Below are 12,162 nucleotides of genomic sequence, written 5' to 3'. Positions count from 1 at the left end.
ACAAAGGCGGTGGAAGTATGAAGCTTGATTTTCCTCATGCAATTGCCACTTTTGTGAACAGCCGCACGTTCCTCCCGCTTCAGATCCGTTAACGTTCATATGGCATTCAGTTTCCAGGATATCGTCGAAGAAGCGCGGCTGTCGGCGAGGGCCTTGATCGACTATGGCGAGCACTTCTTCAACCCGACGGTGCGGTTAGGCGTTACCGGCCTGTCGCGGGCCGGCAAGACCGTGTTCATCACCGCCCTGATCAACGGTCTCACGCGGGGCGGCCGGTTTCCGGTGTTCGAGGCCTATGCCTCGGGCCGGATCGCGCGGGTGCATCTGGCGCCGCAGCCTGATGATGCCGTGCCGCGCTTCGCCTATGAGAGCCATCTGCACGCGCTGATCGAGGAGCGGCGCTGGCCGAGCTCGACGGTGGATATCAGCGAGCTCAGGCTCGTCATCGACTACCAGCGTCCGAACGGCGCCGACCGCACGCTGACGCTGGACATCGTCGATTATCCCGGCGAATGGCTGCTCGACCTGCCGTTGCTGCAGAAGAGCTACGAACAATGGTCGGCGGAGAGTCTTGCGCTGTCGCGCGAGGCACCGCGCGCGCATCTCGCGACCGAGTGGCACGCCCATCTCGCGACGCTCAAGCCTGAAGCGCGCGAGGATGAACACGCGACGCTGACCGCCGCAAAGCTCTTCACCGATTATCTGCGCGCCTGCCGCGACGAGCGATTTGCGATGAGCCTGTTGCCGCCCGGCCGTTTCCTGATGCCCGGCAATCTCGCAGGCTCACCCGCGCTGACCTTTGCGCCGCTCGATTTGCCCGCTGGCGGACAGGCACTGGACGGATCGCTGTGGGCCATGATGGTGCGGCGCTTCGAGGCCTACAAGGACGTCGTGGTGCGGCCGTTCTTCCGCGACCATTTCGCGCGCCTCGATCGCCAGATCGTGCTGGCCGATGCCCTCGCCGCCTTCAATTCCGGGCCCGAGGCGCTGCACGATCTCGAAGCTGCACTCGCCGGCATTCTCGATTGCTTCAACATCGGCCGCAGCACCTTGCTCACCAGCCTGTTCCGACCGCGCATCGACCGCATCCTGTTCGCGGCAACCAAGGCGGACCACCTCCATCACTCAAGCCATGACCGGCTCGAGGCCGTGCTACGCCGCGCCGTCTCTCGCGCCGTTGCGCGCGCGGAAGATACCGGGGCGGAGATCGACGTCGTCGCGCTCGCTGCCGTCCGCGCCACCCGCGAGGCGCAGGTGGCGCATGGCCGCGACAGACTGCCGTCGATCCTGGGAACGCCGGCTGCGGGCGAGAGCGCGGGCGGCGAGTTCTTCGACGGCAACACCGAGGTTGCGACGTTTCCCGGCGATCTGCCCGTCGATCCCGAGCCGCTGTTCAACGGCACGGACGCGTTCCGCGGCCTCTCGACGCAGGCCGCCGGCAAGAGCGACTTCCGCTTCCTGCGCTTCCGCCCGCCCAAGCTCGCACGCGAAGGCACTAGCGAGCCGACGCTGCCACACATCCGCCTCGACCGTGCCTTGCAGTTCCTGATCGGAGACAAGCTCGCATGAATGATCGATCCCAGCAGCGGCGGCCGGCGACATTCCGGCTCGACGATCCCGCCGTCGTCGTCGCCGAAGCCGACGAGACGGGACGGCTCGGTCGCGGCACGATCCAGATCACGCCGGAGCATGATCCGGCGATGCTACCGGTGCCGATCGAGGCCGCGCTGACCGCGCGACGCCGTTTTCCCTGGGGAACCCTGTTCTGGTCCGGTCTCGCCGGGCTGACGCTGCTTGGCGTGGGGCTGGGCGTGGTCCATCTGATCGAGGATTTGTTTGCGCGCAGCGAAACGCTCGGCTTCGTCGGCCTCGCCTTCGCTTTCGTCACCGCGCTTGCACTTGCCGTCGTGATCGGACGCGAGGCATTTGGGCTGGCACGGCTTGCGACGATCGAGAAGTTGCATCAGCGCGCAGCGGCCGTGCTCGCCAGCGACGACCGCAAGGAGAGCCGAGTCATCGTGCAGGACCTGCTCCAGATCGCGCATCAGAATCCGCAACTCGCGCGCGCCCGCGCCACGCTGGAGAGCCACGCCGGCGAGATCATCGATGGCGCCGACATGATCCGCCTTGCCGAGCGCGAGTTGATGTCGCCGCTGGATGCCGAGGCACGGCGGCTGGTGTCGTCGGCCGCGCAGAAAGTGTCGATCGTCACTGCGGTAAGCCCGCGCGCCGCGATCGACGTGCTGTTCGTGTTCGTCGCCGCGCTGCGCCTGATCCGCCAGCTCGCCTACCTCTATGGCGGCCGCCCCGGCGCGCTCGGCATGATCCGCCTGCTCCGCCACGTCATCGCCCATCTCGCCATCACCGGCGGCATGGCCGCGAGCGACAGCCTGGTGCAGCAGATGCTCGGCCACGGCATCGCGGCAAAGCTGTCGCAACGGCTGGGAGAAGGCGTGCTCAACGGACTGCTGACGGCCCGGCTGGGCCTCGCCGCGATCGACGTCACGAGGCCGCTGCCGTTTGCGGCATTGCCGGCGCCGAAGCTGTCGGATCTGGCGACGGATCTGCTGCGCAAGAAGGACGGGGAGGAGTAGTGGCTCCTCCTTACGCTCCCCTGGAGGGGGACGAAGAGCCGCGCAGATCTCGCGCCGAATTGCCTGCCAATACCTTCCACCGGAACAACGGCGAGTCCTTCGGCGGGGACAGCTCCGGGGTCCAGCCGGTCAGCTTTTCGATCACATAGGTATCCATCACGAGGCCGCGCCAGCGGCGTTCGACCCTGCCGAGCAGCTGGCGCTTCGCCGGGATATGTTCCCACACCGACGATCGATCATCCGGCTCGCGCCCTACGTAAATTCCCGCCTCGCCTCTGATCTTGTCCATGCCGGGATCGCGGAAATCCTGGAAACGGCCGCGCTCGTTGAGCTCGATCACCGGCACGCGACCGCGGAACAGCCAGCGCATCATGGCGTAGGTGCGGTAGTCCGTGGTGGCGATCCAGCGGGCACCCGTTTCGTCGAGTGCGGCCTGCGCGCGTGCAGCGACCTGCTCGTAGCCGGCCTCCGCTCCGATCGGATCGATCTTGCCGAGGAGATTCCAGGGCGCGGCGACATAATAGAGGAACACGATGACGACGAAGGCGATGCCCGAGACGATTGCGGTCTTGACCCAGAACAGCGACGAGTGGAGCATCCGGGCCGACCATCCCTCCTTCCTCATCAGCACAAGGTTCACGGCCGCCGCGGCAAAGCCGACCGGCCACATGAACATCGGCCAGGTGTCGCCAACACGAAGCGTCAGCGACTTGAAGAAGAAATAAAGAAACGGCACCAGCACCGCGGTCGAGAGCAGGATGGCGACAGGCTCGCGCTTGCGATAGCCGCGCCATGCCGTCATGACCAATCCCGTCAGCACCACCGGCAGCATGACGAAACCGACGAGGCCGAATTGCAGGCCGATGTAATCGCCGATGGTGCGCGGCGAGATGCCGTAATTGGCGGTGGCGCGCACGCCCTGGAACCGGAACGAGGCCCAGTCATGCTGCGCGTTCCAGATCAGCACCGGCGAGAACACCGCTATCGCGACCAGCACGGCAAGATAAGGGTAAGGGCTGCGCAGCCAACGCCAGCGCCACTCCGGCACCAGCAGAAAGGCGGCCACCGCTGGCGCAAACATGATCGCGGTGAATTTCGACAACATCGCCAGGCCCGCAAACAGCCCGGCGGCGAGCCACCAGCGGCCGTCGCCGCCTTGCGTCAGCCGCACCAGCGACCACATCATCGCGACCGCAAAAGGGATCATCGCGACATCGGGCGCGACCTTGGCCATCAGCAGGCCATAATAGAGCGCAGCTTCCGGCATCAGCACCGCGAACATGATCGCGCGCGCATCATGCGTGAGGCGGCGGACGATGTCGGCGAGCAGAAGCTGCGTCACCAGCATCGCGACGATGCCGCCGAAGCGGACGCCGAGCGTGGTGTCGCCGAAGATTGCTGTGCCGAAGCGAATGAGCCAGGCGATGCCGGGTGGATGATCGAGGAAGCTGAGCGCCGTCTCCTTGGACCAGGTCCAGTAATAAGCCTCGTCGGTGCGCAGCTCGATCGCGGAGGCGTAGACGATGCGCAGCACGGTCATCGCGGCGATGACGAACGTCGCAACAAGGATAAGCCGGCGTTCGGCGCCGTCGGGCTTCTCAGAGATGTCGGGCGCGATCGTCACGGCCGCGCTTTTCCCCGACTTGGGAAGGGGAGTCAATGTGAAGCAAGCTCTCTCCAGGACCCACACAGGGAGGGATCGGCGGTCAGTCCGAGTTACCGGCCCGCCACAAACATCTCAATGTGGCTCTGAGTCCCGGATCGGAGCGCCCGGGGGCGCGCTGGCCCGGGCCGGTGGATTGATGGCTCCTCCTTGTTGGCTCCTGGGGGGTATGACCTCACAGCCTGTCCACATCGGAAATTGAGCGCCAGGCTGGCCGTTCTCGTTCGTGAACTGATACAAACACGTCATGGCCACCGCTGCTGCACCCATGTCCGAACTCGTCCGCGCCACCGGCGCGCGGCAGGTGCGGCTCGTCTGCGGTGTCATCCTGTTCGCATACGTGGTCAGCCACTTCCTCAACCATGCGCTCGGCAACATCTCCGTCGAAGCCATGGAGGCCGGGGTCTACTATCATACGCTCTTTTGGCAGTTCCTCCCCGTCTCGATCATCTTTTACACGGCCGCACTCAGCCATATGGGGCTCGGCATCTATGCGCTGTACCAGCGTCGACAGTTTCGCTGGCGAACGATCGAGCCGCTCCAGCTGGTCCTGGGGTTGAGCATCCCCGCTTTGGTCATGGGGCATGTGATCGGGGTGCGGCTCGGCTACACGCTGTACGATCATCAGAAGCTCTATCCGCAGGAGCTTTATCTGTTCTTCGTTGCCGCGCCCGGCCGGCTCTGGCAGATGACCATCCTGCTTCTCATCGCTTGGGTGCACGGCTGCATCGGAATCTATTTCTGGCTCCGCCTCAAGCCGTTCTTCCCACGCGCAGCGCCCTATCTTCTTGCGACTGCCGTGCTGATCCCGACGCTGTCGCTGCTCGGCATCTATCAGGGTGGCCGCAGCATCGAGATCGAGAGCGACGATCGAGACTGGCGCGCGCAAAATCTCGGCCGCCGTCAGGTCGGCACCGTCGCGGAAAACAACGCGCTCGACCGTATCGCCGGTGGTCTCAACGCAGGCTATTTCGGACTGCTGGGACTCGTGCTGGTGGCGCGCGGCGTGCGCGCCTGGCGCGAACGGCGTGGCGGCATGATCGCGTTGTCCTACGGCAACGGCAAGACAGTGCGCGTTCCCAAGGGTCTCTCCGTGCTGGAAGCAAGCCTGCGCCACAACGTGCCGCATGCCAGCGTCTGCGGCGGACGCGCCCGCTGCTCGACCTGCCGCATCCGCGTCATCGGCGATCACGACGCCCTGCCTACACCGTCACAGCGCGAAGCCTTCGTGCTCACCCGCGTCGGCACGGCAGATCCCTCGATCAGGCTGGCCTGCCAGTTGCGGCCGACGTCCGACCTCTCCTTCTTCCAGCTCTTCGCACCTCACACTCATTCGACCGACGAGGCCTCGACATCAGCCAGTATCGGCCAGGAGCGCTATCTCGTCAGCCTGTTCGTGGACATGCGCGGCTCGACCCAGCTTGCGGAAAAGCGACTGCCGTTCGACACCGTCTTCATCGTCAACCGCTTCCTCGGCGCGGTGTCGCAGGCCGTGATCGAAAACGGCGGCCAGCCGAACCAGTTCGTCGGCGACGGCATGCTGGCGCTGTTCGGGCTCTCGGCCGATCCGCAAACGGCCTGCCGACAGGCGCTGAAGGCGGCGTCCGGCATTGGAGTGCATATCGACGAGCTCAACGACCTCCTGAGCCACGATCTGCGAGAGCCGATCCGCTTCGGCATCGGCATTCACGGCGGCGAGGTCATCATCGGAGACATCGGGTATCGCGATCACGTCGTCTTCACGGCGCTCGGCGATGCCGTCAACGTCGCCGCCCGCCTGCAGGAGATGACCAAGGGGCTGGCTTGTGAGGCCGTTGTCTCGGAAGAAGTGCGCGACAACGCCGGCCTTGCCGAAGACGCCCTGCCACAGCAGGAGGTCGCGATCCGCGGCCGCGACGAGCCGCTTGCCGTGCGCGTGGTGGCGAATGCGAGACAGTTGGCCGCGCTGGTCGATCGAAGCGAGCGCGTTGCTGCTTAAGGCAACCGGGCGACGCGCTCCTCTCCCGCTCGCGGGAGAGGTGAAACGCACGCCCGCTGACGCAGCTCGGCTCAATCTGCTACAGGCGTAACACCGGCCTGCTGTAACGCAGCGGCATGGGCTCGCTGCGAAAGCGCGAATTGACTTCACGCAAATGGTTGCGACAGATGCGCGCAGGGATCGTGGTGACGACCATGGGCCCAACGAAAAGCTCCGGGAGGAGAAAAGCATGTTCGATCGACGCGACCTGCTCAAGGGAGCAGGTCTTGCCGCGATGGCGGCCGCACTGAATTCCACCAAAGCGTTGGCGCTCGACACCGTCACGCTGCCCTTCGCCAATGGCGAGCGGCCGCTGGTGAAGTATCCGCAGAAGCGGCCGATGATCGGCCTCACCAGCCGTCCGCCGCAGCTCGAGACGCCGTTTGCGGTGTTTAACGAGGGTCCGATCACGCCCAACAATGCGTTCTTCGTGCGCTATCACCTCTCCGACCTGCCCTACAATCTCGATCCCGACAAGTTCACGCTCGAGGTCAAGGGCAAGGTCAACAAGCCGCTGAAATTGTCGCTGAAAGACATCAGGAAGATGAAGGCGACCGAGATCGTCGCCGTCAATCAGTGCTCCGGCAACAGCCGCGGCTTCGTCGAGCCGAGGGTCGCTGGTGGGCAACTCGCCAACGGCGCCATGGGCTGTGCGCGCTGGCGCGGCGTACCGTTGAAGGCGGTGCTGGAAATGGCGGGCGTGCAGGCCGGTGCCAGGCAGGTCACCTTCAACGGCATGGACGGCCCGGTCAGCGACAAGACGCCCGACTTCGTCAAGGCGCTCGATCTCGATCATGCCACCGACGGCGAGGTGATGCTGGCCTATGGCATGAACGGCGAGGATCTGCCGTTCCTCAACGGCTTCCCGCTGCGCCTGATCGTGCCCGGCTATTACGGCACCTACTGGGTCAAGCACCTCAACGAGATCACGGTCATCGACAACATCTATGACGGCTTCTGGATGAAGTCGGCCTATCGCATTCCCGATACGCCCAACAACGCGATCGAGCCCGGCACCGCGCCGAAGGCGACGATTCCGATCAACCGTTTCACCATCCGCTCCTTCATCACCAGCGTCCCCGACGGTGCCAAGCTGAAGGCCGGCCGCACGACCCTGCGCGGCATCGCCTTCGACGGCGGCAAGGGCATCAAGGAGGTCCAGGTCTCCACCGACGGCGGCAAGACCTGGGCCGGCGCCAAGCTCGGCAAGGATCTCGGCAAATACGCGTTCCGCGAATGGAAGCTGCCGGTGAAGCTCACGGCCGGCAGCCACGAGTTCAAGGTCCGCGCCACCGGCACTGGCGGCGAGACCCAGCCGGATATGCCCCGATGGAACCCGGCGGGTTATCTGCGCAACGTCGTCGAAACCGTCCGCGTCACCGTAGCCTGAAGAGAATGATCATGCAGCCCGCCGTTCTCCTGACCATTCCCCTCGCGCTTGCCCTCGCGGTGGGGGCGGCACTTGCAGCGCCGATCAATTACAAGACCCCGGACGAGGTCGCGGCCTTCAAGCCCGGCCCCAGTCTCGAAGTCGTGCAGGGCAATTGCAGCGCCTGCCATTCGTCCGACTACATCGCCACGCAACCGCCGATGAAGGACAAGAAGGCCTTCTGGCAGGCCGAGGTGACCAAGATGATCAAGATCTACGGCGCGCCGATCGACGATGCCGACGTCGGCAAGATCGTCGACTACCTGGCCACGACCTATTGACGGAGCCCAAGACACGCGCAGTCAATCGACCGCGAAACGGGCAAAACCGGCAAAAACGCTGCGAAGTTGAGCGGAATTCGGCGAAATGCGGATGTGGTTTGAGCTACCAAGCCCGCCACATTCCGCGTATCCTGTTAGGACCGAACCGGCCGGTTGGCGGGGATTGGCGGTTCGAGATCTCGGAGGAAGACCCGCGGAGAAGTCGTGATGGCTAAAGGTACGGTCAAGTGGTTCAACCCGACGAAGGGTTATGGATTTATCCAGCCTGCGTCGGGTGGCAAGGATGTGTTCGTGCATATCTCGGCAGTGCAGAAGGCCGGTTTGTCCACGCTTAACGAAGGGCAGACGGTGGAATACGAAGAAATCGCAAACCGGGGCAAGACCTCCGCAGAGAACCTCAAAGTATAAGCCCGCGCCAGCCTTTGCTGCCTCCCGGATTTGTCCGGGAGCGGGGCCAAGAAGATTTCAGAAGACGGCCAGTGCATTCGACGACAGGCGTTGCGATTGCACGAGGATAGTTATTTTTTCCTGCGAAGACCGCTTGTTCAACGCCCAGCAATGACAATCGCGACGGCATTTCGTCAGCCCACCGGCAACGGTGCGTCGCGCTTGATCTCCTCCATCACCGCATAAGTCCGCGTCTCGCGCACGCCCGGCATCGACAGCAGGGTCTCGCCAAGAAAGCGTCGATAGGCGGCCATGTCCGCCAGCCGCGCCTTCACAAGATAGTCGAAGCCGCCGGCAACCATGTGACACTCCAGAACTTCAGGTGCGAGCTTCACGGCGCGGGCAAACCGCTCGAAATTGTCGGGCGTGGTCTTGTCCAGCAGCACCTCGACGAACACCAGAAGACCGAGGCCAAGCCGGTGCGGGTTCAGCCGGGCGCCATAGCCTTCGACAAAGCCCTCGCGCTGCAAACGCTTCAGCCGCTCGCCGATCGACGTCGGCGACAGCCCGATGCGCTCGGCCAGCTCGACATTGGCAATGCGTCCATCCTCCTGCAAAATCGAGAGGATTCTCCGGTCAATTCGGTCTAGACCCATATTTTATAAGGCCATTTCGCGTTTCAAATCAATTTTCTAAGGCAATACCTCAAAATTGTCTATCGAACTACGGGAGCGGGCGTCTTATCCTGGATTGCAGCCACGGGACACGTCATGCCGAATACCCCCCCGCCCTTCTCCGCTCCCTACGCCCCCGATGACGCCGAGATCGCAGCAAAGCTCCTGCCGGCCTCGCAGCCAGCCCCCGCGCTGGAGGCGCGGATCGACCGCACCGCGACGCGGCTGATCGAGGCGATCCGCAAGCGCGACGATCGGCTCGGCGGGGTGGAGGACATGCTGCGGGAGTTCGCGCTCTCGACCAAGGAGGGGCTTGCGCTGATGGTGCTGGCGGAAGCGCTGCTGCGCGTGCCGGATGCGCAGACCGCGGACCAGTTCATCGAGGACAAGCTCGGCGAGGGCGATTTCATCCATCACGAAACCAAGTCCACGGCGTTCCTGGTCAACGCCTCGGCCTGGGCGCTCGGACTGTCGGCGCGGGTGATCCAGCCGGGCGAGACGCCCGACGGCACCATCGGCCGCCTCGTCAAGCGGCTCGGTGCGCCCGCGGTGCGCACCGCCACGCGGCAGGCGATGCGGCTGATGGGGAATCATTTCGTGCTCGGCGAGACCATCGAGCAGGCGCTGGAGCGGGGCCGTCCGCGCTCCGGGCAGAAGCCGCGCTATTCCTTCGACATGCTCGGCGAAGGCGCGCGCACGGCTGCCGACGCAACGCGCTATTTCGATGCCTACGCCAGCGCGATCGACACGATCGGCAAGGCCGCCGGCAACCATCCCCTGCCCGACCGGCCCGGCATCTCGGTCAAGCTCTCGGCGTTGCATCCGCGCTTCGAGGCGATCAGCCGGAACCGCGTGATGATCGAGCTGGTGCCCCTGCTGCTGGACCTCGCCCGGCGGGCCAAGGCGCACGACCTCAACTTCACCGTCGATGCCGAGGAGGCCGACCGGCTGGAGCTGTCGCTCGACGTGATCGCGGTGACGCTCGCCGATCCGTCGCTCGCCGGCTGGGACGGATTTGGCCTCGCCATCCAAGCCTATCAGAAACGCGCCGGTGCGGTGATCGACTATGTCGACGAACTCGCGCGCGCGCATGACCGCAAGCTGATGGTGCGGCTCGTCAAGGGCGCCTATTGGGACACCGAGATCAAGCGCGCGCAGGAGCGCGGGCTCGACGGCTATCCCGTGTTCACGCGCAAGGCGATGACCGATCTCAACTACGTCGCCTGCGCGACGAAGCTGCTGGCCCTGCGGCCGCGCATCTTCCCGCAATTCGCCACCCACAACGCGCTGACGGTTGCGACCGTGCTCGAGCTCGCCGCGGGCAGCGGCGGCTTCGAGTTCCAACGCCTGCACGGCATGGGCGAAGCCCTCTACGAGCAACTGGCAACAGATTATCCTGACATCGCCTACCGCACCTATGCGCCTGTCGGTAGCCATCGCGATCTGCTCGCTTATCTCGTGCGGCGTCTCCTGGAAAATGGCGCGAACTCGTCCTTTGTGGCCCAGGCCGCCGATTATCGCGTCCCGGTCTCGGTGCTGCTGCAGCGCCCGGCGGACGCGATCGGCCGGCCGCAGGCGGCGGCCCATCCCAAGATTCCGCTGCCCGGCGATCTCTTCGCGCCGGAGCGGCGCAATTCGCGCGGTGTCGAATTTGGTGAGCGCGCCGCCCTCGATCGGCTGCTGGCCGATGTGAAGGCCGAGGTCGCCGACCTCGAGCCCGTCGTGGACGCAACGCCGGACCAGGCCAATGCGGCGGTGGCCGCAGCGCGCGCCGGCTTTGCCGCCTGGAGCCGAACCCCGGCAGCCGCGCGTGCGGCGGCGCTGCAGCGGGCCGCGCATCTGCTGGAAAGCCGTGGCGGTCATTTCATCGCGTTGCTCCAATGCGAGGGCGGCAAGACGCTCGACGATGCGCTCTCGGAACTGCGCGAAACCGTGGACTTCTGCCGCTATTATGCTGCGCAGGGCCGCAAGCTGTTCGGCGGCGAAATCGCCATGCCGGGTCCGACCGGCGAGAGCAACACGCTCGCAATGCGTGGGCGCGGCGTGTTCGTTGCAATCTCGCCGTGGAATTTTCCGCTGGCGATTTTCCTGGGGCAGGTCAGCGCGGCGCTGATGGCCGGCAACAGCGTCGTGGCAAAACCGGCCGAGCAGACGCCGCGCATCGCGCGCGAGGCGGTGGCGCTGCTGCACGAGGCCGGCATTCCCGAGAGCGCACTGCATCTCGTCCCCGGTGACGGCCGCATCGGAGGCCTGCTCACCGCACACCCCGAGGTCGCCGGTGTCGTCTTCACCGGCTCGACCGAGGTGGCCCGCAGCATCAACCGGACGCTCGCCGCGAAGAACGGGCCGATCGTTCCGCTAATCGCCGAGACCGGCGGCATCAACGCCATGATCGCGGATGCGACCGCACTGCCGGAGCAGGTCGCCGACGACGTCGTGACGTCCGCCTTCCGCTCCGCCGGCCAGCGCTGCTCGGCGCTGCGGCTCCTGTTCGTGCAGGAGGATGTCGCCGATCGCATGATCGAGATGATCGCGGGCGCCGCGCGCGAGTTGAAGATCGGCGATCCCTCCGACGTCGCAACCCATGTCGGCCCGGTGATCGACGAGGACGCCAAGCAGCGCCTCGATGCGCACATCGCGCGGATGAAGCGCGAGGCGCGGCTGCACTTCGCAGGCGAGGCACCGGACGGCTGCTTCGTCGCGCCGCACATTTTCGAGCTGGAGGACGCCGGCCAACTCACCGAGGAGGTCTTCGGCCCGATCCTGCATGTCGTCCGCTATCGCGCCGAGAACCTCGACCGTGCCTTGCAGGCGGTCGAGCGCACCGGCTACGGGCTCACGCTCGGCATCCATTCGCGCATCGACGACACGATCGAGGGCATCATCGACCGCGTCCAGGTCGGCAACGTCTACGTCAACCGCAACATGATCGGCGCGGTGGTCGGCGTGCAGCCGTTCGGGGGCCACGGCCTGTCCGGAACCGGCCCGAAGGCGGGAGGCCCGCATTACCTCGCACGCTTTGCCACCGAGCAGACCGTAACCATCAATACCGCGGCGGCCGGCGGCAATGCCGCGTTGCTTGCGGGAGAGGAGTGAGGCCCTGCGCCGGGCGCCGTT

The 12,162-nt window shown here is 65.4% G+C and carries 9 protein-coding genes; 7 read left to right on the top strand and 2 right to left on the bottom strand.

What is annotated here, in order from left to right; translation table 11 throughout:
- The first annotated feature begins 99 nt into the window (after nt 1-99).
- Together K408_RS0130865 and K408_RS0130860 are read left to right on the top strand one after the other, a co-directional pair.
- Nucleotides 100-1,569, top strand: coding sequence for a YcjX family GTP-binding protein (locus tag K408_RS0130865; protein WP_024342236.1), 1,470 nt, complete (start codon nt 100-102; stop codon nt 1,567-1,569).
- Entirely contained in the window at nt 1,566-2,594 is a 1,029-nt protein-coding gene (locus tag K408_RS0130860) for a YcjF family protein (protein ID WP_024342235.1), read from the top strand. The genes K408_RS0130865 and K408_RS0130860 overlap by 4 nt, the downstream gene beginning before the upstream one ends.
- A 10-nt stretch (nt 2,595-2,604) precedes the next feature.
- On the opposite strand, the gene K408_RS39300 is transcribed toward K408_RS0130860, so the two are convergent.
- Entirely contained in the window at nt 2,605-4,218 is a 1,614-nt protein-coding gene (locus K408_RS39300; protein ID WP_024342234.1) for a glycosyltransferase family 39 protein, read from the bottom strand.
- Nucleotides 4,219-4,504: 286 nt separating this feature from the next.
- Here K408_RS39300 and K408_RS0130850 point away from each other — a divergent pair, with 286 nt between their 5' ends.
- The 4 genes from K408_RS0130850 to K408_RS0130835 all read left to right on the top strand — a co-directional run bounded on the left by K408_RS0130850 (nt 4,505) and on the right by K408_RS0130835 (nt 8,392).
- The gene (locus tag K408_RS0130850) at nt 4,505-6,235 is read left to right on the top strand and encodes an adenylate/guanylate cyclase domain-containing protein (protein ID WP_024342233.1); all 1,731 of its coding nucleotides are present in this window, start codon (nt 4,505-4,507) and stop codon (nt 6,233-6,235) included.
- Between the two features lie 229 nt (nt 6,236-6,464).
- Nucleotides 6,465-7,664, top strand: a complete 1,200-nt coding sequence (gene sorA, locus K408_RS0130845; protein WP_024342232.1) for a SorA family sulfite dehydrogenase catalytic subunit — start codon at nt 6,465-6,467, stop codon at nt 7,662-7,664.
- 11 nt (nt 7,665-7,675) lie between these two features.
- On the top strand, nt 7,676-7,984 hold the full coding sequence (gene sorB, locus K408_RS0130840) for a SorB family sulfite dehydrogenase c-type cytochrome subunit (protein ID WP_024342231.1): 309 nt from the start codon (nt 7,676-7,678) through the stop codon (nt 7,982-7,984).
- A gap of 207 nt (nt 7,985-8,191) precedes the next feature.
- Nucleotides 8,192-8,392 (top strand): cold-shock protein, encoded by a 201-nt coding sequence (locus tag K408_RS0130835; protein ID WP_008563500.1) that lies wholly within the window; start codon nt 8,192-8,194, stop codon nt 8,390-8,392.
- Nucleotides 8,393-8,565: 173 nt separating this feature from the next.
- On the opposite strand, the gene K408_RS0130830 is transcribed toward K408_RS0130835, so the two are convergent.
- A complete protein-coding gene (locus K408_RS0130830) occupies nt 8,566-9,027 on the bottom strand; it encodes an Lrp/AsnC ligand binding domain-containing protein (protein ID WP_024342230.1) in 462 nt (153 codons plus the stop codon).
- A 114-nt stretch (nt 9,028-9,141) separates the two neighbouring features.
- Between K408_RS0130830 and putA the strand changes: the two genes are divergently transcribed.
- Complete coding sequence (putA, locus tag K408_RS0130825) at nt 9,142-12,141, top strand: bifunctional proline dehydrogenase/L-glutamate gamma-semialdehyde dehydrogenase PutA (protein WP_024342229.1); 3,000 nt, start codon at nt 9,142-9,144, stop codon at nt 12,139-12,141.
- The last annotated feature ends 21 nt before the right edge of the window (nt 12,142-12,162 follow it).

The sequence above is a fragment of the Bradyrhizobium sp. in8p8 genome (genome assembly GCF_000426845.1).
GTDB classification, from domain to species: Bacteria; Pseudomonadota; Alphaproteobacteria; order Rhizobiales; family Xanthobacteraceae; genus Bradyrhizobium; species Bradyrhizobium japonicum_C.
The sequence above is the reverse complement of the archived record's forward strand: the minus strand, read 5'-3'. Positions and strand labels throughout refer to the sequence as shown.

Excerpts from the sequence above, each read along its gene's own strand:
- K408_RS0130865 (WP_024342236.1), top strand. The coding sequence starts at position 100 with ATGGCATTCAGTTTCCAGGATATCGTCGAAGAAGCGCGGCTGTCGGCG.
- K408_RS0130860 (WP_024342235.1), top strand. The coding sequence starts at position 1,566 with ATGAATGATCGATCCCAGCAGCGGCGGCCGGCGACATTCCGGCTCGAC.
- K408_RS0130850 (WP_024342233.1), top strand. The coding sequence starts at position 4,505 with ATGGCCACCGCTGCTGCACCCATGTCCGAACTCGTCCGCGCCACCGGC.
- sorA (WP_024342232.1), top strand. The coding sequence starts at position 6,465 with ATGTTCGATCGACGCGACCTGCTCAAGGGAGCAGGTCTTGCCGCGATG.
- sorB (WP_024342231.1), top strand. The coding sequence starts at position 7,676 with ATGCAGCCCGCCGTTCTCCTGACCATTCCCCTCGCGCTTGCCCTCGCG.
- K408_RS0130835 (WP_008563500.1), top strand. The coding sequence starts at position 8,192 with ATGGCTAAAGGTACGGTCAAGTGGTTCAACCCGACGAAGGGTTATGGA.
- K408_RS0130830 (WP_024342230.1), bottom strand. The coding sequence starts at position 9,027 with ATGGGTCTAGACCGAATTGACCGGAGAATCCTCTCGATTTTGCAGGAG.
- putA (WP_024342229.1), top strand. The coding sequence starts at position 9,142 with ATGCCGAATACCCCCCCGCCCTTCTCCGCTCCCTACGCCCCCGATGAC.